The organism is Piscinibacter sp. XHJ-5 (assembly GCF_029855045.1).
Classification (GTDB): Bacteria; Pseudomonadota; Gammaproteobacteria; order Burkholderiales; family Burkholderiaceae_C; genus Albitalea.
The window spans coordinates 5,850,050-5,874,067 of sequence record NZ_CP123228.1; the positions used below are offsets into that span (position 1 = coordinate 5,850,050).

Sequence of the window (24,018 nt, forward strand, 5' to 3'; positions counted from 1 at the left end):
TGGCGGCCCCGCTACTCCACCCTGCCGATGCGCTTGACCGCCTGCGTCATGACCGCCGCATCGGCGTCCCAGTACGCCTTGAACTCCGGCGCATCCAGGTAGGCCAGCGGGCTGCCGGCGGTGGCGATCGTCTGCTGCACGGCCGGGTCGGCCGCGGCCTTGCGTGCGGCGGCGCGCAGCTTCTGCACGACCTCGTCCGGCGTGCCGGCGGGCGCGAACAGTGCTGACCACTGGGCGAACTGCACTGGATAGCCGGCCTGCGTGAGGCTCGGCACCTCGGGCAACGCGGCGAGCGGGCGATCACCCCAGTGCGCCAGCGGACGCAGCCGGCCGGCCTTGATGTGCTGCACGACGGTGGCTGGCCCGCTGGCCAGCGCATCGACCTGTCCGCCCAGCAGCGCGACCACCGCCGGGCCGGCGCCGGTGAACGGAATGTGCGTCATGCGGAAGTCGGCTGCCGCCTTCAGCATCTCCATCGGCACGTGCATGGTCCCGTAGTTGCCGGAGCTGCCGTAGTTGTAGGTGCCTGGCTTGCGGCGCACGTCGGCAAGAAAGTCTGCCAGCGTGCGCCACGGCGCCTCGGCGCGCACGACCAGCACGGTGGGATCGGCGGTGAAGCGGGCGATCGGCGTGAACTGGTCCAGCGTGAACTGCGGCTTGCGTCCCAGCAGCTTGTCGGCCTCGGGCAGGATGGAGATCGACGACAGCCCGAGCAGCAGCGTGTAGCCATCGGGCTGCGCACGCGCCACCGTGCCCATGCCGAGCGCGCCGCCGGCCCCCGCCCGGTTCTCGACGACCACCGTCTGCTTCAGCTCCCGCGACAGCGCGTCGGCCACCGGGCGGGCGACGGTGTCCGCCACGCCGGCGGGCGGGAAGGGCACGATCAGCGTGATCGGCTTGTCGGGATAGGTGGACTGGGCGAGCGCCACCAGTGGAAACAGCATCGCGACGAAAAGGGCATGACGGCGCGGCAGCATGGGCATGGCCTCCACTCGTAGACCGGGGTGATAACCCCAACCGGCGCTTCGCGCTGTTGGGGTTATCACCCCGTGTGCAAACGGCGTGAAGCCGCCTCAGTCGGCTCGAAGCGCGATGGCGGGAGCGTGGACCGCGCGACCGGCGTTCGACAGCCCGAACCAAGGCCGCAGCATCGGCACGCGGCGCACGGCTTCGTAGCCGGCGAAGCTGAGCACGAAGGTGGCGGCCACCAGCAAGGGCCCCTCCAGCGCCGGCGCCCATCCGAGCGGCCGCAGCACCTGGGCCAGCACCACGATCAATGTCTGGTGAAGGATGTAGACCGGAAACACCGCATCCACCAGGTAGCGATGCAGGCGGTGCCCGACGTTGAGATGCCGGTACGCGAAGCCGATCGCCGCGAGGATTGCGCACCATTGGGTCGCCGAATACACGGCGCGCCAGGCGAAGACGGCGGCGCCCGGTGCGGACGACGGCATGCCGAAGCGGGCGGACATGGCGAGCATTGCCGCCCATCCGGTCAGTGCGACCGCCAGCGCCGTCCACCGCAGCGCCTCGATGCGTGGCCACACGGCCGGCTGGCGCGCCCACACGGCGCCGAGCAGGAAGACCGCGAGGTACTGCGCATGGTTGAACCAGTCGTCGACCAGCGCGTGCGTCACCGGAAAGCGTCCGGCCAGCAGCATGCGCAGCAAGGTCAGCACCACGATCGGCAGCACGACCAGCCACGGTCCCGACAGCCTTCTCCCGGTCTGCCCGGCGAGCGTGTCCAGCAGTGCGGGACGCCACTTCAGCAGCGCCCACAGCAGCATGCAGTAGACCCACAGGTAGGCCACGAACCAGAGGTGATTCCAGGTGGGAAGGATCAGGCAGCGCGAGCCGTCGCAGAAGCCGCCGTAGCCGCGCAGGTAGAGCGTCATGAAGTCGAGATAGCCGCCGTCGAAACCGTGCTTGTGGACGACCTCGAAATATGCCTGCGGCGGCACGACGACCAGCATGCCGCACAGCAAAGGCAGCAGCAGCCGCCTGGATCGGCTCCGCGCGAAGGCGGTGCTCGCCCCTCGCACGAGCATCATCGAGACCGCCGCGCCGGAGACGAGGAACAGCAGCGACAGCCGCCACGGCGAGCTGAGCCGCATCCACGGCTCGAGGTCGGTGCTGGCGAAGGGACTCTTCACGTGCCAGTCCCAGCTCACGTAGTACATGCCGACGTGGTACAGGATCAGCAGGCCGAAGGCGGCGATGCGCAGCCAGTCGAGGAAGAACAGGCGGGTGGGTGCGGAGGTGGTGTTCATGCGGCCAGACTAGGCACGGCCACGCCGCATCGCCAGCGGTTTGGGGTCAGCCGGGACCTGCCGGGGGCGAGCCGGACAGGCGTCGCATCAGCGCGGCCCGGTACTGCCGGCTGCACGGCACCCGGGCGCCGCTGCGCACCACCAGCGTCGCGTCACCCTTGTCGCGCGGGCGCACCTCCTCGACGTGCGCGACGGCGACCGCCGCGCTGCGATGGCAACGCACGAAGGGCTCGCCCAGGTCGGCGAGCAGGCCGGCGAGCGTGCGTCGCATCAGCCGTGCTTGCGCGCCTGCGTGCACGGTGACGTAGTTGTCCGCTGCTTCCAGCCACTCGATGTCGGCGCAGCGGACGACGTGCAGGCGGCCGCGGTCGGCGATCACCAGCTGTGCCGGCGGCGCCGCGTGCGGTCGCAACGGCGTCCGGCGCTCGCGCAGGCGCTGCATGGTGCGCGCCAGACGTGCCGGATCGACCGGCTTGAGCAGATAGTCGACGGCCTGCGCATCGAAGGCCTCCAGCGCATAACGATCGAAGGCGGTGACGAAGACGACCGCCGGCCCGCCGTCGGGCAGCGACGCGGCGACATCGAGGCCGCTCAGTTCCGGCATCTGCACGTCGAGGAACAGCACATCGGGCGACCAGCGCGCCGTCTGCTCCAGCGCAGCGGCGCCATCGGCCGCTTCGCCGGCCACGTCGACGTCGTCGAAGGCCGCCAGCAGGCGCCGCAGCCGGGCGCGCGCCGGCGCTTCGTCATCGACGATCAGCACGCGCACGGCATCTCCAGCCGCGCGCTGACGCCGCCGCCTTCGTTCTGGCTGAGCACGAGCGACGCTGCGTCGCCGTGGAGCATGCGGGTGCGTTGCTCGAGATTGCGCAGCCCCACGCCGAACGCCGCCGCTGCGGCCAGCCGGCCGCCGTCGTCGGCCACCTCGACCGCGAGCCGCCCTTCGCGACAGCGTGCCGAGACGACGATGTGCGTCGTCTCGCGGCGCGGCTCGACGACGTGGCGGAAGCAGTTCTCCAGCAGCGGCTGCAGCGCCAGCGTGGGCACCTCGCAGCGGCGCGCCGCGGGCTCGATGTGCCAGTCGATGCGAACCCGGTCGCCGAAGCGCGCGATCATGATGCCGGCGTAGGCGTCGAGCAGCGTCAGCTCCTCGGCCAGCGTCTGCTGCGGCCGGCGCTGCGCGTCGGAGGCGGCTCGCAGCAGCGACGCCAGCTGGGTCAGCAGCGCGTCGGCCAGGTCCGGATCGCTGTGGATCAGCGACGACACCGTGTTCAGCGCGTTGAACAGGAAGTGCGGCTGCAGCTGCTGGGTGAGCTGGAGCAGCTGCGCCTGCTGCGACAGGGTGCGTTGCCGTTCGGCTTCGAGCCGCTCGGCGCTGTAGGCGAGGTAGGAGCGCACGCCGAACTGCACGCCGGTGAACAGCACGTAGAAGATCGCGAACTTGAGGCTTTCGTAGAGCAGCGCCGCCGGCCAGGGATCGCGCGGCCGCGGGATGTGGAGCAGTGTGAACGCCCCGGTGCGGATGCCGTGCACGACGAGCACGAAGCCGATCGCCACCAGCGGCGTCCAGGCCAGCACGCGCATGAACCAGCGGCGCGGCTGCGACAGCAACGGATCCAGCCGCTTCGACAGGCGCCACTGCACGAGCGCGACGGCGGTCGCCACCAGCATCGAGCTGCCTTCGGCAATGACCGGCCGCCAGAGGTAGGGGCTGCCGTCGCGCAGGTGCTCCTGCAGGCCGACGGCCATCATCATCAGCCAGAAGGCGATCCACGCGAGCAGCAGGCCGCCGCCCAGGCGGCGCAGCGGTTGGGCATCGATGGGGGTGGGGGCGAGGGCCATCGCAGTGAGGATCATAGGGACCGGCCGAGCCGGCTACTGGTGCGTCGACAGCCAGATCCCCGGCAGGATCAGCAGCGCGCCGACGGCATGGAAGGGCTCGATGCGCTCGCCGAGCACGGCCCAGCCGATCAGCGCGCTGTACAGCGGGCCGAGGTACAGGACCATCGCGACCCGGCCGGCCCCCAGCGTGCGCTGCATGAACGAATACGCCGCGTAGGCGCCGGCGCCGGGGATCAGTGCGGCCGCGAGCACCAGTGCGACGCTCTTCCATGACCACTGCGACGGCAGCCAGGCCACCGCCTCCCACACCGTGAATGGAATCAGCACGAGGATGCCGCCACAAGCGATGAGCGTGAGCCGCGCGACCGGCCCGAAGCCCGACGGCCAGGCGCGCAGCAGCACCGAGTACGCCGCCCAGCACAGCACCGCCACGCTGACCCACGCATCGCCCGGATTGACGCGAAGTCCTGCCAGCGCGGCCCATTCGCCCTTGATCAGGATGTGCAGCACGCCGGCCAGCGCGAGCACGATGCCGGCGAGCTGCATCGCACCCAGCCGCTCGTGCAGCCACAGCGCCGACACCAGCGCGATCAGCACCGGCGCAGCGGCATAGAGCAACCCGATGTTGACCGCGGTGGTGCTGCGTCCGCCGATGTAGACGAAGGCGCCGCAGACCCACATGCCCAGCGCGCCGAGCACGACGAACTGCTTCCATTCCGCCGCGATGAGCGTGCGCCGCGCGACCAGCTCGTGTCGGCACAGCGTGCCGAGCACCACCGCGGCCACGCACCAGCGGCCGAGTGCGAGCGCATGCGGCGCGATCACCCCGGGCGCCCAGCGCGCAACGAGGTAGTTGACGCTCCACATGGCCGGGGCGACGAAAAGCAGCACGTACGCCAGGCGCTGATCGCTCGAAGAAGACATTGAAGCCATCGGCCGATTGTCGAGGTCGGAGGCCGCCTACATGCGGCGACGGCGGCGGCCGATGGGCCTGCGCCCGGTGTGCGCGTGAAATGGAGGAAGCCCCGCACGCGCACGCGGCGGGCCCGCTGGACCCATCGACGAGGAGACCGTCATGAATCCCGACAAACCCGTTGCCAAGGGCGAGATGAAGAACCCCATCGACCGCGATCGCGACATGCGTGACGACCCGTCCCGCACTTCCACGGGCGAGCACCCGGTCGGCACCACCGCGGGCGCCGTGGCCGGCGCCGTTGCTGCCGGCGCGGCGATCGGCACGGCCGCCGGTCCGATCGGCACCGCGGTCGGCGCCGCTGTCGGCGCGGTGGCCGGCGGCCTCATGGGCAGGGGCATCGCCGAGATGGTCGACCCCGCCGCCGAAGACCAGTACTGGCGCGACAACTGGCAGGACCGCTCGTACGTCGAAGGCGGCTACAACTACGACCAGGACTACATGCCGGCGTACCGCTATGGCGTGGATGCATTCACGCGCTATCCGGAGCGTCGCTACGAGGACATCGAGACCGACCTGTCGGCGGGCTGGAAGGACGCCCGCGGCGGGTCGCGCCTCGAGTGGGACAACGCACGCAATGCGGCGCGCGATGCCTGGGATCGCCTGAGCGACAAGGTCGAACGCGCGATGCCGGGCGACTCGGACCGCGACGGCAAGTAAGCCCCTTGCCCGCGCCCCGCCGCGCAAAGGCGGGGCGCGGGATGCGCCCATCGAGGCGCATCTTCATTGCAACGCGAGCAACAACGCGTTGTGCGCTCGGTGATTTATCCAACGTCTTCGAGTGCCTAGAGTGGAGGCACCTCAACACCCCCACCGAAGGCATCCCATGAAGACCAGGCTGTACCCCACTGTGATCGCCACCGTCGTCGCGCTCGCGGGCGCCGTCGCGATGACCAGTGCGCTGGCGGTCGAAGCCGAGCAGTACAACCCTGCGCCGGGCACCAAGACCCGCGCCGAAGTGCAAGCCGAGCTGGCCGCCGCGAAGCGCCAGTCCAACGTCGTCCAGTACGGCGAAGCGACCGTCTTCCTCGATGGTGCGTCCACGCTGACGCGGGTGCAGGCCCGCGACGACAGCGGCAATGAAATGCGCGTCGTGCAGCTCGGTGACGCCACCGTGTTCATCGACCCGCCCGGCACCCGCACCCGCGAAGACGTGCGCAGCGAAACGCTGGCGGCGCTGCGGCACCGCCGCTGATCATCCGGACGCTATCGTGCTGCTCGCGGCAGCGCGACGCCATGCAGCAGCGCGGCGAGCTGATCGCCTTGCATGAGCTCGATGCGCTGCGCCTTGGCGAAGTCGCGCGCGTTGTCGCTGACCTCGCCGAGCGCAATGCACAGCCCGCCGTGCGCCTCGCGCCTTTCGACCACCTTGTGCAGGTCGCGCAGCGGTTCTATCCCCAGCCGCGCCGCCTTCCATCGCTTCGCGCTGACCAGCGTCGTGCGCCCCGCTTGGGTCAGCTGCAGGTCGGCCGCCGCGTCCGCGAGTCGCGCGACCTCGTATCCCTGGCGGCGAAAGCCCTCTTCCAGTACCGCCGCGAATTCGGTCCACGGCATCGCGCCGACTGCCTGCAGGGTCTGCGCCACCCGCGCGGGACTGGGCGCGCGCAGCTGCTTCCACGCCGCGATGCAGCCGATCGTCACGAACGGAAAGGCGGCGAACAGCGCCAAGCCTTCATAGCCGGCAGGCGCGACGATGCGTGCCACCAGCGCCATCGCGCCGCCGGCGGCGAAGCTCACCCACCAGCGCGAGCGCAGCAGGATCGCGAAGAGCGAGTTCTGGGCCATCTTCAGTTTCATGCGCCCATTGTCGCTACAGTGGACCGATGGACTCGCGCCGCAAGATTCTCGTCGGCACCGCCTCGTGGACCGACCCCACGCTGATCAAGAGCGGCAGGTTCTATCCGAAGGGCTGCTCCTCGTCCGAGGCACGGCTGCGCTTCTACGCGAGCCGCTTTCCCATCGTCGAGGTGAACAGCAGCTACTACGCGCTGCCCGAGCCGGCCACTTCGCAGCTGTGGGCCGAACGCACGCCGAACGACTTCACCTTCAACGTGAAGGCCTTCCGCCTGTTCACCGGCCACCAGACGCCGATCGAAGCGCTGCCGCCGCCGGTGCGCGAGGCCCTCGGGCCGTACGACAGGAAGACCATCTACTACAAGGACATGCCGGCGCCGCTCGTCGACGAGATGTGGCGCCTGTTCACCGACAGCCTGCTGCCGCTGCGCGCCTCGGGCAAGCTGGGCGCGGTGCACTTCCAGTTCGCGCCGTGGATGACGGTGGGCCCGCCGTCGCGGGCGCACATCGAGGCCTGCCGTGCGCGGCTGCCGGACGACCTGCTGTCGGTGGAGTTTCGCCACCAGTCATGGTTCAGCGAGCGGCATGCGCAGCGCACACTGGCCTTCGAGCGCTCGCTCGGGCTGGTGAACGTCGTCGTCGACTCGCCGCAGGGCTTCGTCAACAGCATCGGCTCGCACTGGGCCGTGACGCAGCCCAGGCTCGCCCTGGTGCGCCTGCACGGACGCAATGCCGCCACCTGGAACATCAGGAGCAACGCCGCCTCCGACCGCTTCAACTACGACTACTCCCAGGACGAGCTGGCCGAGATCGCGCAGCGCATCGCAGTGCTGGCGCAGGAGGCCGACGCGGTGCACGCGATCTTCAACAACAACTACGAGGACCAGGGGCAGCGCAACGCGGCGACGCTGCGCGAGCTGCTCGACGGCTTGCTGCCGCGCGGCTGACGGGGCGCTACCAGTCGCGCAGGCGTCGCCGCAGCTTCGCGACGATCTCCGAAGCCATGCGCGACACGCGCGACTCGCTCACGCCGAGGGTCTGCCCGATGTCGCGCAAGGTGAGACCGTGTCGGTAGATCGACTCCATCACGTAGCGCTCGGCTTCTTCCAGCGCATCGAAGGCGGCGTTGAGCGCCGCATGGCGCTGGCGCTGCTGCAGCGCTTGCAGCGGGTCGGCCTGCTCGTCGATCACGGCATGCTCGCTGCCCGCTCCGGCCCAGATCGCCGAGTCGTCGTCGACGTTCTCCAGGTCGATCTCGCCGGCACGCGCACCACCCGCGCCGGCATCGAGCATGCAGCGGTGGAACTGCTCGAGCGTCCAGCCGAGCTCGTTGGCCACCTCCTTGGCCCGTGGCGCGCGGCCCAGGCGATGCTCGAGCTTCTGCACCGCCGCCTGCACTTCGCGCAGACGCGCACGAGCATCGCGGGACAAGGTGTCCATCTCGCGCAACGCATCGAGCATCGAGCCCTCGATGCGCCGCGCCGCGTAGGTCTCGAAGCTCGAGCCGCGGCCCTGCTCGAAGCGCGACAGCGCCTGGTTGAGGCCGAGCAGACCGGCCTGCTCCAGCTCGTCGAGTCCCACATTGGGCGGCAGCCTGGCCCGGATGCGGCGCGCGATCTGGCGCACCAGCGGCTTGTGGGCGGCAAGGTCGGCGCTGCGCTGGCAGGGCTCGCGGTTGTTCTTGGGATTGTTCATCGCCGTTGCAGCATCTTCGGCGCCACCGGAGTGGTCAAGCTGTAAGGTTTGACACCTTCACGGCTTTCGCCAGTGCGCCTGCATCCGCTGTCGCGCCGCGGCGTCGGGAATGGGTTGGCGTGCGGCCGCCATGTTCTGCTCGAGATGGGCGGGATTGCGCGTGGCCGGGATGGCGCAGGTGACGGCCGGATGCGCGACGATCCACCTCAGGAAGAACTGCGCCCAGTTGGAGCACCCGAGCTCCTCGGCCCATGGCGGCAGCGGCCGGCGCGACACCTGCTCGAAGAGGTCGCCGCCGTCGAAGGGGCGGTTGATGACCACCGCCATGCCGCGCTCGGCGGCGAGGTTCATCACCGGCTCGGCGCTGGTGTCGGCGAGGTTGTACGTGATCTGCAGCACGTCGAGCGACTCGGCGCGGATCACGCGCATCGCCTCGTCGTGACGCCGCCCGTGCGAGGTGGACACGCCGATGCGGCGCACGCGGCCGTCGTCCTTCCAGCGGCGCAGCGTCTTCACGTGATCGCGCCAGTTGAGCAGGTTGTGCACCAGGAGCACGTCGAACTGCGGCAGCCCCCACAGACGCATCGAGTGCTCGAGCTGGCCGGGGCCCAGCCGGTCGAACGGCGTCCACACCTTGCTTGCCGCGATCAACCGGCCGGCGTGCGGCAAGGACGGCAGCAGCTCGCCGAGCAGCCGCTCCGCGCGGCCATACATCGGCGACGAATCGATCATGCCGCCACCGGCGGCGAAGAAGCGCGCCAGCACCTCGCGTCGCTGCGCCCTCTCGCCCGAGTCGTCGCCGACGTCGAAGGTGAGCCAGGTGCCCAGGCCGATGGGCGGGAAGACAGGCGGGGCGGACACCGCCGGCGTGGCCAGCACGGCCGGCGTCAGCGCCAGGAAGGATCTGCGGTCCATGGAGCGTTGTAGCCCGGATAGGGGCCGCGGATCATCCATCGCGCGATCACCCGGATCCCGACCGGGCTACCGCGAGCATCAGACGACGTTGACCTCGCGCAGCGGACGGCCTTCGATCACGCGCTGCCACCCCAGCCGCGTGAGGTCGAGCGTGCGGAACCCGCCATGCACGACCAGCTCCGCCAGCGCCCGTCCCACCGCCGGCGCCTGCTGCAACCCATGCCCGCTGAACCCGTTGGCGAACAGCAGGTTGTCCACCTCGGGGTGCGCGCCGAGGATGACGTTGTGGTCCAGCGGGTGGACGTCGTAGTGCCCGGCCCAGGCATGGCGCACGCGCGCGGCCTCGAAGCCCGGCACCCGCTGCGCAAGCGCGGGCCACAGCACTTCGTCCCACAGCGAGTGGTCGACCTCGAAGTCGACGCACTCGGGATCGTCCGGGGGCGAGATGCCGCAGATGAAGCCATCGCCTTCGGGACGAAACCACGCGCCGGCCGGGTCGATGACCAGCGGGCAGTTCGGCAGCCGGGCCGGGCTCGTGAAATGGAAGACGCAACGCTTGCGCGACTCCACGGGCAGCGCGATGCCGGCCGAGCGTGCCACCTCACGCGCTCCGCTGCCGGCCGCATTGATCACGAGCGAGCACGCGACGCGGCTGCCGTCGGACATCTCGACGTGCGTGATGCGCCGGCCTTGGCGCACCAGGCCGGTCACCTCCGACTCGCGATAGCGCGCTCCCAGGGCGATCGCCTTGCGCCGCAGCGCGCGCATCAGGCCGTACGCATCCAGCCAGCCCTCGCCGCTCAGGCCCAGCGAGGCGATGTCGAGGTCGCCGGTGGCCAGCCACGGAAAGCGCTCGGCGATTGCATCGGGCGCCAGCAGGGCGGCGTGGACACCGAGCTCGCGCTGGATGCGGTGGTTGGCCTCGAGCACGCCCCGCTGTGCCGCCTGGGCGAGGAACAGGTAGCCTGCTTCGCGAAAGCCGACGTCGGGCGTCTCGCCGTCGATGGCCAGGCGGCTGCCGGCCTCGCGAATGAAGGCCGTGCCGAACTGCGAGGCCTGGATGTTCTCCGGCGTGGAGAACTGGTGCCGTATCGACGCGGCCGAGCGACCGGTGGCGCAATGCTGATAGCTCGCGTCCTTCTCGAGGACGAGCACCGAGCCGCGAAACGACGGCTCGCATGCGAGGAAGTACGCCGCGGCGCTGCCGACGATCGCACCTCCCACGACGACGACATCGATTGTTTCCATTCAGCGCGTTGAAAACCATGTTGAGGGCATCCAGCTATTGTGGCGTTGCCACCCCCTTCGGATGCCAGGCCCGTGACCATGCTGCTTTTCACCGTGCCGGCCCTGCTCTTCATCGGGTGGGTGATCGGCCAGCCGTGGTGGGTGGCCCGCCGCCGCGAGCGTCTGCGGCAGCGCCCTTTCCCGCACACGTGGCGCCACATCCTGCGCCGGCGCATGCCCTATCTGCGGCGCATGCCCGTCGATCTGCAGTTGCAGCTCAAGCAGCACATCCAGGTGTTCCTCGCCGAAAAGCCATTCATCGGCTGCGGCGGACTCACGGTCAACGACGACATGCGCGTGACCATCGCGGCGCAGGCGTGCCTGCTGCTGCTGAACCGGCGGCCCAGCTACTACCCGAGCCTGCGGCAGATCCTCGTCTACCCGGGTGCCTTCTTCGTCGACCGCGTGCACAGCGACGGCGCCGGCGTGCTGCAGGACCAGCGCCGCCTGCTGTCGGGCGAGTCATGGTCGCAGGGGCAGGTCATCCTGTCGTGGCAGGACGCGCTGGACGGCGCGGCCGTGAGCGACGACGGGCGCAATGTCGTGATCCACGAGTTCGCGCACCAGCTCGACCAGGAAACCGGCCACGCGAACGGTGCGCCCCGGCTGCCCACGCGTGAGCACTACGAGCGCTGGTCGGGCGTGTTCCAGCAGGAGTTCGAGAGCCTCCAGCGGCAGTTGGCGCTGGGCGGGCCGTCCCTGTTCGGAGCGTACGCGGCGACCGACCCGGCGGAGTTCTTCGCCGTCGCTTCGGAGGTGTTCTTCGAGCAGGCGGCCCGAATGGCGCTGGAGTGTCCGGCGCTGTATCGGGAGCTGGCGCGGTTCTATCGGGTGGATCCGGTCGGGTGGTGATGCCGCCCGTCACGACGCGTCGAGCATCGCCTCCAGCGTCTGCAAGGTATCCGCCTCATGCAGCGGCTTGTCCGCGCGCAGCCGCAGCATCCGCGGAAATCGCACGGCGATGCCGCTCTTGTGCCGCGTGCTGCGGTTGATGCCCTCGAAGCCCAGCTCGAACATCAGCGTCGGCCTGACGCTGCGCACCGGCCCGAACTTCTCCAGCGTGGTCTGCCGGATCACGCGATCGACGTCGCGGAACTCCTCGTCGGTGAGCCCTGAGTAGGCCTTGGCGAACGGCACCAGCTGCAGGGCATCGGGCTGCGGCGGCTCGCGGGCGGCGATGGCGGCGATGACCGCCTGCGCCTCGTCCGCGTCGCGCGGCGCCCGGTTCCACACCGCGAAGGTGTAGTCGGTGTACACACTGGCGCGCCGGCCGTGGCCGGCTTGCGCATACACCAGGATGGCATCGACCGCGAGCGGCTCGATCTTCCACTTCCACCATGTGCCTTCGGCCTTGGTGCGGCCGGTGCCGTAGCGGGCCTCGCGGTGCTTGAGCATGAAGCCCTCGACGCCGCGGGTGCGCGACTCGCCGCGCAGCGCGGCCAGCTCCACCCAGGACGCACGCGACTCGACGGGCGAAACGACCAGGCCGGCCGCCTCGCCCAGGCGCTGCAGCGCCGCGCGCCGCTCGTGCTGCGGCCAGCCGCGCACGTCCTTGCCCTGCCACTCGAGCATGTCGTAGGCGATGAAGCCGACCGGCGCATCGGCCAGAACCTTCTTCGTCAGCAGCTTGCGGCCGATGCGCTGCTGGAGCAACGCGAAGGGCGCGGGACGGCCGTCCTTCCAGACGAGGATCTCGCCGTCGAGCACCGTGCCGTCGGGCAGCGCCTGCGCGAGCGCGACGATCTCCGGGAAGCGCTCGGTCATCAGGTCCTCGCCGCGCGACCAGATCCACACGGCGCCCTGCCGCTTGACGATCTGCGCCCGGATGCCGTCGTACTTCCATTCGACGATCCAGTCCCCGGTGGGCCCCAGCCGCGTCTCGAAGCTGTCGGCCGGCCCTTCGACCGCATGCGCCAGGAAGAAGGGATACGGCTGCCCGGTGTCCGCACCGCTGGGCGCCTCGTTCGACAGCAGCCGGCGGTAGGCGGCAGCATCCGGCCGCGTTGACTTGTCGGTGTAGCCCATCATGCGCTGCGCGACCCGCTTGGCATCGATGCCCGCGTGCTCGGCCAGTGCACGCTGCACCAGCAGCTTGCTGACGCCCACACGAAAGCCTCCGCCGATCAGCTTGGTCAGCAGGAAGCGGCCCGACGGATCGAGCTCGTCCCAGTAGGCCGCGATGCGCAGCGCCTGCGCCTCGGGCGGCAGCTCGCGCAGCGGCAGCAGGCGCTGCTCGACCCACTCGGCCAGCCGCACGTCGCTCAGCATCGATGCGGGCGGCAGCACGTGCGCGATCGTCTCGGCCAGGTCGCCGACCGCGAGGTAGGACTCCTGGAACAGCCAGTCCGGCACGCCGGCGCGCCGGCAGGCCAGCGCCACCAGCACGCCGGTAGGCACCACTTGCCGCGGCTTGCCGCCGGCGAGGAAATACACGGCCCAGGCGGCATCGGCGTCGTCGACGTGCGCGAAGTAGCGCTTCAGCGCGTCGACCTTGGCGGTGGTCGCGGTGCTCGCATCCAGTTCGTTGAAGAGCCGGGCAAAGCGCCTCACTCGGCGCCCTCCTCCGCGTCGGCACCCACGACTTCGGCCGTCGTCCCCGCCGCTTCGGTGACATCGTGCCGCTCGTCGTCGTACTCGGTGCGAAAGGCGCTGGCCTCCAATCCCTGCTCCTGCAGCCAGCGCACCATCACCGCCTCGTAGCCGTGCGTCACGATGACCCGCTCGGCGCCGGTGGCACGGATCGCGCGCTGCAGGCCGGGCCAGTCGGCGTGGTCCGACAGCACGAATCCGCGATCGATGCCGCGCCGGCGCCGTGCACCGCGCAGCTGCATCCAGCCGCTGGCGAAGGCGTCGCTCGCATTTCCGAAGCGGCGTGCCCATGCGCCGCCGTGCACCGAAGGCGGCGCGACGACGAGCGCGCGCGCCAGCACGCTGCGGTCGGCGATGTCGCGCAGATGCAGCGTGGGCGGCAGCGCCACGCCGGCTTCGCGATACGCACGATTCAGCGTCTCCACCGCCCCGTGCACGACGATGGGCCCGATGCCCGCGTCGACGCCGGCAAGGATGCGCTGCGCCTTGCCGAATGCGTAGCCCATCAGCAGGCTGGCGCGGCCGGCGGCCGCGTTGTCGCGCCACCAGCGATCGATGTCGGCAAACACCTCGCGCTGCGGGCCCCAGCGGTAGATCGGCAGGCCGAAGGTCGACTCGGTGATGAAGCAGTCGCAGCGCACCGGCTCGAAGGGCTCGCAGGTGTTGTTGACGTCGCCGGGGCCGGAGACGAAATAGTCGCCCGAAGCCACCCATACGCGGCCGCCGTGCTCGAGACGCACCTGCGCCGAGCCGAGCACATGGCCCGCGGGATGCAGGCTCACGCGCACGCCGTGGTGCGTGATCGCGTCGCCGTAGGCCAGCGTCTGCAGCGTGATGTCGGTCCCCAGCCGGGCGCGCAGCACGCCGCGCGACGGCGTCGCGGCGAGGTAGTGCGCGTGGCCGACACGCGCGTGGTCGCCGTGCGCATGGGTGATCACCGCCCGCTCCACCGGCCGCCACGGATCGATGTAGAAGTCGCCGGGTGGACAGTACAGGCCCTCGGGGCGCTCGACGATGAGGTCTTCTGCCACGGTCCCTTTCGATCACGGCGTATGCACAGCACACGAGAGAACGCAGAGAAGTCGATTCATTCCTTGTGTGCCTCTCGTCGTGCTCTGTGTTGGAGCATCAAGCTCAGTATTTCCCGGTCGCCCCCGCGATCCGCAGATAGACGTGCGCGCACCACGCGACGAATCCGCGCCGCAACGCCCCTTGCACGCTGCGCCTCGACTGCTTGGGATCGATCTCCTGCGACACCGCGAACGCGCGATCGAACTCCGCCCCGAGCTCGCGCGAGAACTGCGGGTCGCGCACGACGACGTTCGCCTCGAGGTTCAGCAGCAGCGACAGCGGGTCGATGTTGGAACTGCCCACCGTCGCCCATTCGTCGTCGACGAGCGCGACCTTGGCGTGCAGGTAGGCCGGCGTGTACTCGAAGATGCGCACGCCGGCGCCGAGCAGCTCGTCGTAGAGGCTGCGCGCGGCCAGGCCGGCGATGCGGTAGTCGAGCTTGCCTTGAAGCAGCAGCCGCACCTCGACGCCGCGCCGCGCGGCCTGGCGCAGCGCGGCGCGGAAGCCGCCGCCCGGATAGAAGTACGGCGAGGCGAGATCGATGCGCGAGCGCGCCTTGCGCATCGCCGCGATGTAGCTGCGCTCGATGGTGCGGCGGCGACGCAGGTTGTCGCGCAGCACGAACGCGGCGCGCACCGGCGGCAGGTCGGCCAGCGTGCCTTTCGCCGCCTTGCCGCTGGGCAGCCTGAGGCGGCCCAGCAGCCGGCGCGCGTGGGCCATCGGCTCGGCGTTTCGCGCCAGCGCCGCGATTTCCTTGCGGAAATCCTGGCCGAGGTGGGCGCGCGACCACACCGCCTTGCCAGCCTGCTCGATGGCCGCCACCACCGGTCCGCGCAACTGCACCGCGAAGTCCAGCCGAGGCTCGTCGCTCCAGCCGTGGCCGATGTCGAGCCGGTCGTCGATCAGGTTGATGCCGCCCACGAAGCCGACCTCGCCGTCGACGACACACAGCTTCTGGTGCAGCCGGCGCAGCTGACCGGGCTGCAGCCAGTTCCACCAGCGGTGGATGGGACGGAACACCGCCACGCCGACACCGGCCTCGCACAGCATGGCCTGCAGCGCCGGCAGGGTGGAGCGGCTGCCGAAACCATCGATCACCACCCGCACCTGCACGCCTCGGCGCGATGCGTCGCACAAGGCCTGCGCGATCGCCGTCGCCGCGGAATCGGTGTGGAAGATGTAGGTCGCGAGCCAGATCTCGTGCCGCGCAGTGGCGATCGCGCGACGCATCGCGGGGAAGAGCTCGTCGCCGCCGCGCAGCAGGCGCACGTCGTTGCCGCCGCTGAACACCGCGCGCGGCACCATGCGCGCGAGTGGATCGAGGCCGGCCCCGTCGACGGACTCGGCCACCGGGGGGGGCACACCGGCGTTGTCGGCCGGCGCCGGGCTCGTCAGTCGAGTTCCAGCTCGGCCACGCATGGCAGGTGGTCGGACATCCGCGCCCAGGTGTTGCCGCGCGGCACGAACGCCGAGGAACAGCGGAAGCCGCGGGTGTAGATGCGATCGAGCGCGAACACCGGCACCAGGGACGGGAAGGTGCGCAGCGGCGCGGCCCCGTCGGGCGTGGCACGCTGCAGGCCGATCGCGCGCATCGGCGCATCGAGCTTTTCCCCCCAGTCGTTGAAGTCACCGGCCAGCACCAGGCGCTCGTTCTTCGGCACTTCGGCGTCGATGAAGTCGGCGATGCGCTCCACCTGGCGCACGCGGCTGGAGTGCATCAGGCCGAGGTGGGCGACGATGCCGTGGATGCGCACGCCGTTCCATTCGACCGGCACGTGCAGCAGGCCGCGCTGCTCGAAGCGGTGATCCGACACATCGTGGTGGCCGATGTCGCCGATGGGCCAGCGCGACAGCAGCGCGTTGCCGTGCTCGCCTTCGCGCGTCACGGCATTCGTGCGATAGGCGACCTCGTAGCCTTCGGGGGCAAGGTAGTCGGCCTGGGGCATCTTCGGCCAGCCGACGTAGGTGTCGACGAAGCGCTTGGCCTCGCTGTGGTTGAACAGGCGCACTTCCTGAAGGAACACCAGGTCGGCGTCCAGCGCCTCGATGCCCAGCCCGAGGTTGTGGATCTCGAGCCGCTTGTTCGGCCCGACGCCGCGCACGCCCTTGTGGATGTTGTAGGTGGCCACGCGCAGCACATGGGCAGGGTGCAGCGAGGTGCTGGCGAAGCGCATCGGTCGCGTGGCCGGGGGCGTCATGGCGTCATGAACCGGGGCAGTTGCAGGATGGCCTCGGCATTCGATGGCGAGAAGCAGCGGTCGGCGGCTTCTCGCCACGGCAGCCAGAGGCTGTGCAGGTGCTCGCGCGGGGCCAGCGTGACGTGCACGTCGCGCGGCACGCGCAGCCCGAAGACATGCTCGGTGTTGTGCAGCACGCCCGGCTCGTAGCGGTGCTGCCACTGCGGGTAGATCTGGTAGATGTTCGACAGGTGCCAGTTGCGCAGGAAAGCCCGCGGCACCTCGGGCGAGCCGATCACGATCCCCGTTTCCTCGGCAACCTCGCGCACGGCCGTCTGCTCCAGATCTTCTTCCACGCTGTCCTTCGAGCCCGTCACACTTTGCCAGAAGCCCGGCCGGTCGGCGCGCTCGATCAGCAGCACCTCGAGGTCGGACGTGTGGATCACGACGAGGACGGATTCGGGGATCTTGTAGGGACGATCCATCACGGGGCAATCGTCGTTCCTGAAGGAAAAAGAGCGCGGATGAACCGCGCCCTTTCATTCTGCCGCAGCACCGTGCTATGCGGCGGCCTGGGGATTGCGCAGGCGGATGTGCAGCTCGCGCAGCTGCTTCTCGTCGACGGGACCGGGCGCGCCGGTGAGCAGGTCCTGCGCCCGCTGGGTCTTGGGGAATGCGATGACGTCACGGATGCTCTCGGCGCCGGTCATCAGCGTGACGATGCGGTCCAGGCCGAAGGCCAGGCCGCCGTGCGGCGGCGCGCCGTACTGCAGCGCGTCGAGGAGAAAGCCGAACTTGAGCTGCGCCTCCTCCGCGCCGATCTTGAGCGCATCGAACACCTTGCTCTGCACGTCGGCGCGGTGGATGCGCACCGAGCCTCCGCCCAGCTCCCAGCCGTTGAGCACCATGTCGTAGGCCTTGGCGATGCAGGCGCCGGGGTCGCTGTCCATCAGGTCCTCGTGGCCGTCCTTCGGCGCGGTGAACGGATGGTGCACCGCATTCCAGCGCTGGCCTTCCTCGTCGTACTCGAACATCGGGAAGTCGACCACCCACAGCGGCGCCCACTTGTCCTCGAACAGGCCGCTGGCGCGGCCGAACTCGCTGTGGCCGATCTTGATGCGCAGCGCGCCGAGCGCGTCGTTGACCACCTTCTCCTTGTCGGCGCCGAAGAAGATCACGTCGCCCGGCTGTGCGCCGGTGCGCCTGAGCACTTCGTTGAGTGCCGCATCGTGCAGGTTCTTGACGATGGGCGACTGCAGGCCCTCGCGGCCCTTGGACAGGTCGTTGACCTTGATCCAGGCCAGGCCCTTCGCGCCGTAGATCTTGACGAACTCGGTGTAGCCGTCGATCTCGCCGCGGCTCATCTCGCCGCCCTTGGGCACGCGCAACGCCGCCACGCGGCCGCCCTTGGTGGTGGCCGGCGTCGAGAAGACCTTGAAGTCGACGTCCTTCATCACGTCGGTGAGCTCGGTGAATTCGAGCCTGACGCGCAGGTCGGGCTTGTCCGAGCCGTAGCGGTGCATGGCCTCGGCGTACAGCATCACCGGGAAGGCGGGCAGCTCGACGCCGATGGTCTTCTGGAACACCGTGCGGATCATGCGCTCGAACATCGAGCGGATCTCCTCCTCGCTGAGGAAGCTGGTCTCGATGTCGATCTGCGTGAACTCGGGCTGGCGGTCGGCGCGCAGGTCCTCGTCGCGGAAGCACTTGGTGATCTGGTAGTAGCGGTCGAAGCCCGCGACCATGAGCAGCTGCTTGAACAGCTGCGGCGACTGCGGCAGCGCGAAGAACATGCCTTCGTTGACGCGGCTGGGCACCAGGTAGTCGCGTGCACCCTCGGGCGTGCTCTTGGTCAGCATCGGCGTCTCGATGTCGATGAAGCCGTGCTCGTCGAGGAACTTGCGCACCTCCATCGCGACGCGGTAGCGAAGCATCATGTTCTTCTGCATCGTCGGGCGGCGCAGGTCGAGCACGCGGTGCGTGAGCCGCGTGGTCTCCGACAGGTTCTCGTCGTCGAGCTGGAACGGCGGCGTGACGCTGGGGTTCAGCACCTCGAGTTCGTGGCACAGAACCTCGATCCTGCCGCTGGTGAGGTTGGCGTTCTCCGTGCCGGCCGGGCGGGCGCGCACCTTGCCGATCACCTTGAGGCAGAACTCGTTGCGCACGCCCTCGGCGGTCTTGAACATCTCGGGGCGGTCGGGGTCGCAGACGATCTGCACCAGGCCTTCTCGGTCGCGAAGGTCGATGAAGATGACGCCGCCGTGATCGCGCCGGCGATGGGCCCAGCCCATCAGCGTCACGGTCTGGCCCATCAGCGCTTCGCTGACCAGGCCGCAGTAGGTTGTTCTCATGAAATCACTCCAGTCTCGTGTTCTTGTCGCCGACCGCGGAACGGGCCGGCTGCGATGGGGCGCTGGCAGGCTGTGTCGCAAGCCCTGACGGTTGAGCGGGTGCCGCGCCGCTCAACCGCGTTGATTTCGCGCGATGACGGCGGGTTCCGCCTTGGTCACCACGGGCACCGGCGGCGCGACGACACCCATCGAGATGATGTACTTGAGCGCCTCGTCCACGCTCATCGTGAGCTCGATGATGTCCTTGCGCGGCACCATCAGGAAAAAGCCCGAGGTGGGATTGGGGGTCGTGGGCACGTACAGGCTGAGATAGTCGCCGCGAAGGTGTTCGCCGGCCTCGCCGCCCGGCTTGCCGGTGACGAATGCGATCGTCCACGAGCCCTCGCGCGGGTACTGCACCAGCACCGCTTCACGAAACGCGTTGCCGCTGCTCGAGAACAGGGTGTCGGACACCTGCTTCACCGAGCTGTAGATCGACTTGACGATCGGGATCTGGTTGAGGATCTTGCTGCCCTGGCGCAGCGCCCACTGGCCCGCCATGTTGGTGGCGAACACGCCGGTCAGCACCAGGCCGGCGAACATCACGATGACGCCCAGGCCGGGGATGCTCTTGAGCATCTCGAGCAGCGGCGTGGCGGCGCCGGGCAGCACCGCCTGGCCGGCGGTCAGCAGCGCGGCGAACACGCCGTCGAGCATGCCGAGGATCGCGTGCAGCACCCAGATCGTGATGGCCAGCGGCAACCACACCAGCAGGCCGGCGAGCAGGTATTTCTTCACATCGATCCCGGGAAGACGACGCTGCTCAGTGGCACGCGCAGGCGCTGCCGCAGCCGCCGCTCGACGCGGTGCCGCTGTCGCTCGCCGCGGCGGGCGCGGGCGAGGATGCGGGAGCAGCGGGCGTGGCGGCAGCGGCGTCGGCCGGCTTGCCGGTCTCAGGCTTGGCATCGGGCTTGGAGGCGCCGTTGCCGCCGCGGAAATCGGTGACGTACCAGCCCGAGCCCTTCAGCTGGAAGCCGGCCGCGGTGAGCTGCTTCTGGAAGGTGGCGGCGCCACACGCCGGGCATACGGACAAGAGCGGATCCGAGACCTTCTGCAGCACGTCCTTCGCGTGGCCGCACGAGGCGCAGCGATAAGCGTAAATCGGCATGGCTAAGCCCTTGATTCAAAACGTGAAATTATAAGGGGGCGGGGGTCCCCGCCCGGCCCTCATCCATATGAAGGCGCCCGCCTAGGCCTTCAAGCCCGCGACTTGTTGCCGTGCTTCGTGCCGGTTCCTCAGCATCTGGGGCGCCAGCGAGCCGAGGATCATGCCGGCGAAGGCGGCGATCAGACCGGCGAGCTGCCCCGGGAAGCTCTTGCCCAGCTCGCTCACCTGCGGGAAGAACAGCAGCCAGGTGCCGATGCCGGCGGCCAGCGACACCACCGCGCCCTGCGTGGTCGCGCGCTTCCAGTACAGGCCCATCACCAGCGGGACGAAGGCGCCGACCAGCGTCACCTGGTAGGCCGAGGACACCAGGTCATAGATGGGCGTGCCCTTCATCGCGATCGCGTAAGCGAGCACGAGCACCGCGAACACCACGATCGTGCAGCGCATCGCGAACAGCTGCTGCTTGTCCGTCATGCGCGGACGCAGGTTCTTCAGGATGTTCTCGACGAAGCTGGTGCTGGGCGCGAGCAAGGTTGCCGACGAGGTGCTCTTGATGGCGGACAGCAGCGCTCCGAAGAACAGGATTTGCATGACCAGCGGCATCTTCGTCAGCACGAAGGTCGGCAGCAGGCGCTGGTAGTCGTTCTTGGCGAGGTCCATCGCGCTGGAGCCCATGACGACGACCGCGCAGGCCACGACGAACATCGGCACGAAGGCGAACAGGATGTAGCTGAAGCCGCCGATGGCCGCGCCGTTGCGTGCCGTCTCGGCACTGCGCGCCGACATGACGCGCTGGAACACGTCCTGCTGCGGGATGCTGCCCAGCATCATCGTGAGGCCCGCGGCGATGAAGAACGCGATGTCGGTGAAGGTGGGCGGCGGCAGGAAGTTCCAGAGGTTGGCCTGCGTCGCCATGTCGAACACCTTGCCGGCGCCGCCGGCCAGGTCGGCCGAGAAGATCGCGATGACGGACAGGCCGATGACCAGCACGATCATCTGGATGAAGTCGGTCCAGGCCACCGCGAGGAAGCCGCCGATCACCACATAGACCAGCACGGCCAGCGTGCCGACGATCATGCCGGTCGTCTCGGACATCGCGCCATCGGTCAGCACCGAGAACACCAGCCCGAGCGCGGTGATCTGGGCCGCCACCCAGCCGAGGTAGCTGAGGATGATGGCCACCGAGCAGAACACCTCGACGCCCTTGCCGAAGCGCTGGCGGTAGAAGTCGCCGATGGTCAGCAGGTTCTGCTTGTACAGCCGCGCCGCGAAGAACAGCCCGACCAGGATCAGGCAGGTGCCGGCGCCGAACGGATCCTCGACGATGGAATTGAGCCCGCCCTGCACGAACTTCGCCGGGATTCCCATCACCGTCTCGGCGCCGAACCACGTGGCGAAGGTAGTGGTCACCACCATGATCAGCGGCAGGCGACGCCCCGCGATCGCGAAATCGCTGGTGTTCTTGATGCGGGTGCCGGCCCAGACGCCGAGCGCGAGCGTGCCCAGCAGGTACAGCACCACGAAAGTGATCAGGATGAGGTTCATGCGGCGTTGGTCTGGAGGTCTGACGATGTGGACGGCGCGAACCCCGCGGTGCGGACATCCGCGCCCCCACGCGGCAAGCATCGATTATCCGCGCCAAGGCGCGCCCGGCTAGAACCGCGCGACGTAGACCGCGAAACCCAGCACGGCGGCGACCACCACGAGCGACATCGCGCGCAGCAGCCGGTTGGTGCGCCGCTGCTCGATCAGCAGGCCCTCCAGCATGCGCTGCTCGGACAGCGACCGCGGCTGCAGCGCCTGGTGCACCAGCCTCGGCAGCTCCGGCAGCAGCTGCACGTAGCGCGGGCCTTCCTTCTGCAGGCGCTCGACGAAGCCGCGCCAGCCGATCTGGTCGTTCATCCAGCGCTCGAGAAAGGGCTTGGCGGTGCTCCACAGGTCGAGCTCGGGATCGAGCTGGCGCCCCAGTCCCTCGATGTTGAGCAGCGTCTTCTGCAGCAGCACGAGCTGCGGCTGGATCTCGACGTTGAAGCGGCGCGAGGCCTGGAACAGGCGCAGCAGCACCTGGCCCAGGGAGATGTCCTTCAGCGGCCGGTCGAAGTGCGGCTCGCACACCGTGCGAATGGCGCCCTCCAGCTCGTCGACCCGGGTGGTGGGCGGCACCCAGCCGCTCTCGACGTGCAGCTCGGCGACGCGCTTGTAGTCGCGGCGGAAGAACGCGACGAAGTTCTGCGCCAGGTATTCCTTGTCGTATTCGGTCAGCGTGCCGACGATGCCGAAGTCGAGGGCGATGTAGCGCCCGAAGGTGGCCGGAGCGATGCTGACCTGGATGTTCCCGGGGTGCATGTCGGCGTGGAAGAACCCGTCGCGGAACACCTGCGTGAAGAAGATCGTCACGCCGTCGCGCGCCAGCTTGGGGATGTCGACACCCGACTCGCGCAGGCGCTGCGTCTGGCTGATCGGCACGCCGTGCATGCGCTCCATGACGATCACGTTGGGCGTGCACAGATCCCAGTACATCTCGGGGATCATCACCAGCGCCAGCCCTTCCATGTTGCGCCGCAGCTCGGCCGCGTTCGCCGCCTCGCGCACCAGGTCGAGTTCGTCGTGCAGGTAGACGTCGAACTCGGCAACCACCTCGCGCGGCTTCAGCCGGCGCGCGTCGGCGCTGAAGCGCTCGACCCAGCGCGCCAGCGTGCGCATCAGCGACAGGTCGTCGTCGATCACCTCCAGCATGCCCGGGCGCAGGACCTTGACCGCGACATCGCGGCCGTCGAGCAGCGTGGCGAAGTGCACCTGCGCGATGGATGCGCTGGCCACCGGTTCAGGGTCGAAGCGTGCGAACACCGCCGCCAGCGGCTTGCCAAAGGCGCGCTCCACCAGCACGCGCGCCTGCTCTGCAGGAAAGGGCGGCACGCGGTCCTGCAGCAGCGCGAGCTCGTTGGCCACGTCGGCCGGCAACAGGTCGCGGCGCGTCGACAGCACCTGGCCGAACTTGACGAAGATGGGACCGAGCGTCTCGAGCGCGAGGCGCAGGCGCACGCCGCGCGCCACGTCGAGACTTCGGCCGACCGTGAGCAGTCGGACCAGCAGCCTGACGCGGCGCTGCCGGAAGCCGGACAGGGCCAGCTCATCCAGCCCGAACCGCAGAACCGTGAAGACGATGAAGACGAGGCGCGCGAGGTGCCTCATCGCGCCCGCGGCTCCCGCCCCAAGCCGTCGGCGCGGGACGCGAAGCCGGCGAGCGAGCGCAGCGCTTCGCGCAGCGCTCCCGCGACCTTGCCGCCGATGCGCGCCATCTCGTGCGCCGGCCCGGCGCCGACGAAGCGCGCCAGGTCGTCCTGCACGTCCCAGCGCAGGTTGTCCATCAGCCAGCTCACGTCTGTGGCGAGCGCCGCGTCGCCGACCACCGCCACGGGCGGCCGCTGGCCCGACAGGCTGTCGACGACGATGCGCGCAGGGTTTGCCGCATCGATGGTGAGCAGCAGGTCAGGCGTTCCGGACGTGGTCGTGGCGGACCACTCGAACAGGCCCGCGGGCGTGACGGTGAACGAAAGCTCCGGCAGCGGCGGCAGCAAGGAGGGCCAGCCCGCGAGCTGCAACCGGATGAAACGCCCGGCATGCGGCTTGAGCCGCTGGACCGCAGCGGTCTCGCCCGCGACCACATGATTGAGCCACAGGGTGAACCGCTCCATGAACGCGGTGCTGGCGAGCTGCTGCAGGGTGTCGAGCATGCGCAGATTGTAGGCACGCGTGCCCGGCGTCACCCCTCACACACGGGCTCGGGCGCCCTGTTGATTTGAGGGAGAATGCCCGCCGGACAGACCGGACGGGCCCACGCCTCTCGGGGGAGCAGGTAGCAGGTTCGACACCGACCAGCGGTAGACGGCGGGCCCGTTGGCCTGGA

At 69.5% G+C, this 24,018-nt stretch carries 24 protein-coding genes; 4 read left to right on the forward strand and 20 right to left on the reverse strand.

Annotated elements, in window-relative coordinates; genetic code table 11:
* Positions 1–11 precede the first annotated feature (11 nt).
* The 5 genes from P7V53_RS27665 to P7V53_RS27685 all read right to left on the reverse strand — a co-directional run bounded on the left by P7V53_RS27665 (position 12) and on the right by P7V53_RS27685 (position 5,045).
* Positions 12–977 (reverse strand): tripartite tricarboxylate transporter substrate binding protein, encoded by a 966-nt coding sequence (locus P7V53_RS27665; protein ID WP_280152703.1) that lies wholly within the window; start codon positions 975–977, stop codon positions 12–14.
* A gap of 96 nt (positions 978–1,073) precedes the next feature.
* A complete protein-coding gene (locus tag P7V53_RS27670; RefSeq protein WP_280152704.1) occupies positions 1,074–2,270 on the reverse strand; it encodes an acyltransferase family protein in 1,197 nt (398 codons plus the stop codon).
* Positions 2,271–2,316: 46 nt separating this feature from the next.
* A complete protein-coding gene (locus P7V53_RS27675; protein ID WP_280152705.1) occupies positions 2,317–3,039 on the reverse strand; it encodes a response regulator in 723 nt (240 codons plus the stop codon).
* Positions 3,027–4,112: a histidine kinase gene (locus P7V53_RS27680; RefSeq protein WP_280152706.1), complete on the reverse strand. Its 1,086-nt coding sequence runs from the start codon at positions 4,110–4,112 to the stop codon at positions 3,027–3,029. Before P7V53_RS27680 ends, P7V53_RS27675 begins: the two co-directional genes overlap by 13 nt.
* Before the next feature lie 33 nt (positions 4,113–4,145).
* The gene (locus P7V53_RS27685; protein WP_280152707.1) at positions 4,146–5,045 is read right to left on the reverse strand and encodes a DMT family transporter; all 900 of its coding nucleotides are present in this window, start codon (positions 5,043–5,045) and stop codon (positions 4,146–4,148) included.
* 142 nt (positions 5,046–5,187) lie between these two features.
* Here P7V53_RS27685 and P7V53_RS27690 point away from each other — a divergent pair, with 142 nt between their 5' ends.
* Both P7V53_RS27690 and P7V53_RS27695 read left to right on the forward strand, forming a co-directional pair.
* Positions 5,188–5,745, forward strand: coding sequence for a hypothetical protein (locus P7V53_RS27690; RefSeq protein ID WP_280152708.1), 558 nt, complete (start codon positions 5,188–5,190; stop codon positions 5,743–5,745).
* 166 nt (positions 5,746–5,911) lie between these two features.
* The gene (locus P7V53_RS27695; protein WP_280152709.1) at positions 5,912–6,280 is read left to right on the forward strand and encodes a DUF4148 domain-containing protein; all 369 of its coding nucleotides are present in this window, start codon (positions 5,912–5,914) and stop codon (positions 6,278–6,280) included.
* Between the two features lie 11 nt (positions 6,281–6,291).
* Here P7V53_RS27695 and P7V53_RS27700 read toward each other — a convergent pair whose 3' ends face one another.
* Complete coding sequence (locus P7V53_RS27700) at positions 6,292–6,882, reverse strand: restriction endonuclease (protein WP_280152710.1); 591 nt, start codon at positions 6,880–6,882, stop codon at positions 6,292–6,294.
* A 26-nt stretch (positions 6,883–6,908) separates the two neighbouring features.
* On the opposite strand from P7V53_RS27700, the gene P7V53_RS27705 reads away from it, so the two are divergent.
* A complete protein-coding gene (locus P7V53_RS27705) occupies positions 6,909–7,826 on the forward strand; it encodes a DUF72 domain-containing protein (protein ID WP_280152711.1) in 918 nt (305 codons plus the stop codon).
* Positions 7,827–7,833: 7 nt separating this feature from the next.
* Here the strand turns inward: P7V53_RS27705 and P7V53_RS27710 are convergent, their stop codons facing one another.
* The 3 genes from P7V53_RS27710 to P7V53_RS27720 all read right to left on the reverse strand — a co-directional run bounded on the left by P7V53_RS27710 (position 7,834) and on the right by P7V53_RS27720 (position 10,737).
* A complete protein-coding gene (locus P7V53_RS27710; protein WP_280152712.1) occupies positions 7,834–8,574 on the reverse strand; it encodes a FliA/WhiG family RNA polymerase sigma factor in 741 nt (246 codons plus the stop codon).
* Positions 8,575–8,631: 57 nt separating this feature from the next.
* Positions 8,632–9,489: an aldo/keto reductase gene (locus tag P7V53_RS27715; RefSeq protein WP_280152713.1), complete on the reverse strand. Its 858-nt coding sequence runs from the start codon at positions 9,487–9,489 to the stop codon at positions 8,632–8,634.
* Positions 9,490–9,567: 78 nt separating this feature from the next.
* On the reverse strand, positions 9,568–10,737 hold the full coding sequence (locus P7V53_RS27720) for an FAD-dependent oxidoreductase (RefSeq protein ID WP_280152714.1): 1,170 nt from the start codon (positions 10,735–10,737) through the stop codon (positions 9,568–9,570).
* Between the two features lie 78 nt (positions 10,738–10,815).
* Between P7V53_RS27720 and P7V53_RS27725 the strand changes: the two genes are divergently transcribed.
* Positions 10,816–11,628, forward strand: coding sequence for a zinc-dependent peptidase (locus P7V53_RS27725; protein WP_280156632.1), 813 nt, complete (start codon positions 10,816–10,818; stop codon positions 11,626–11,628).
* A gap of 9 nt (positions 11,629–11,637) precedes the next feature.
* Here the strand turns inward: P7V53_RS27725 and P7V53_RS27730 are convergent, their stop codons facing one another.
* From P7V53_RS27730 to P7V53_RS27780, 11 genes are all read right to left on the reverse strand, one after another.
* Complete coding sequence (locus P7V53_RS27730) at positions 11,638–13,326, reverse strand: ATP-dependent DNA ligase (RefSeq protein WP_280152715.1); 1,689 nt, start codon at positions 13,324–13,326, stop codon at positions 11,638–11,640.
* Positions 13,323–14,396, reverse strand: a complete 1,074-nt coding sequence (locus P7V53_RS27735; RefSeq protein ID WP_280152716.1) for a ligase-associated DNA damage response exonuclease — start codon at positions 14,394–14,396, stop codon at positions 13,323–13,325. Before P7V53_RS27735 ends, P7V53_RS27730 begins: the two co-directional genes overlap by 4 nt.
* A 103-nt stretch (positions 14,397–14,499) precedes the next feature.
* Entirely contained in the window at positions 14,500–15,798 is a 1,299-nt protein-coding gene (clsB, locus tag P7V53_RS27740; RefSeq protein WP_280152717.1) for a cardiolipin synthase ClsB, read from the reverse strand.
* 29 nt (positions 15,799–15,827) lie between these two features.
* Positions 15,828–16,610 (reverse strand): endonuclease/exonuclease/phosphatase family protein, encoded by a 783-nt coding sequence (locus P7V53_RS27745; protein WP_280156633.1) that lies wholly within the window; start codon positions 16,608–16,610, stop codon positions 15,828–15,830.
* Between the two features lie 20 nt (positions 16,611–16,630).
* Positions 16,631–17,098: a dihydroneopterin triphosphate diphosphatase gene (nudB, locus tag P7V53_RS27750; RefSeq protein ID WP_280152718.1), complete on the reverse strand. Its 468-nt coding sequence runs from the start codon at positions 17,096–17,098 to the stop codon at positions 16,631–16,633.
* Positions 17,099–17,173: 75 nt separating this feature from the next.
* On the reverse strand, positions 17,174–18,964 hold the full coding sequence (aspS, locus tag P7V53_RS27755) for an aspartate--tRNA ligase (protein WP_280152719.1): 1,791 nt from the start codon (positions 18,962–18,964) through the stop codon (positions 17,174–17,176).
* 111 nt (positions 18,965–19,075) lie between these two features.
* Entirely contained in the window at positions 19,076–19,741 is a 666-nt protein-coding gene (locus P7V53_RS27760) for a DUF502 domain-containing protein (RefSeq protein WP_280152720.1), read from the reverse strand.
* Positions 19,742–19,766: 25 nt separating this feature from the next.
* Positions 19,767–20,111: an FmdB family zinc ribbon protein gene (locus P7V53_RS27765; RefSeq protein WP_280152721.1), complete on the reverse strand. Its 345-nt coding sequence runs from the start codon at positions 20,109–20,111 to the stop codon at positions 19,767–19,769.
* 81 nt (positions 20,112–20,192) lie between these two features.
* Positions 20,193–21,656 carry a sodium:solute symporter family protein gene (locus tag P7V53_RS27770; RefSeq protein ID WP_280152722.1) on the reverse strand — a complete coding sequence of 488 codons (1,464 nt, stop codon included), beginning with the start codon at positions 21,654–21,656 and terminating at the stop codon, positions 20,193–20,195.
* 108 nt (positions 21,657–21,764) lie between these two features.
* The gene (gene ubiB, locus P7V53_RS27775) at positions 21,765–23,303 is read right to left on the reverse strand and encodes a ubiquinone biosynthesis regulatory protein kinase UbiB (RefSeq protein WP_280152723.1); all 1,539 of its coding nucleotides are present in this window, start codon (positions 23,301–23,303) and stop codon (positions 21,765–21,767) included.
* Positions 23,300–23,845: a hypothetical protein gene (locus P7V53_RS27780; RefSeq protein ID WP_280152724.1), complete on the reverse strand. Its 546-nt coding sequence runs from the start codon at positions 23,843–23,845 to the stop codon at positions 23,300–23,302. The genes ubiB and P7V53_RS27780 overlap by 4 nt, the downstream gene beginning before the upstream one ends.
* Between the last annotated feature and the right edge of the window lie 173 nt (positions 23,846–24,018).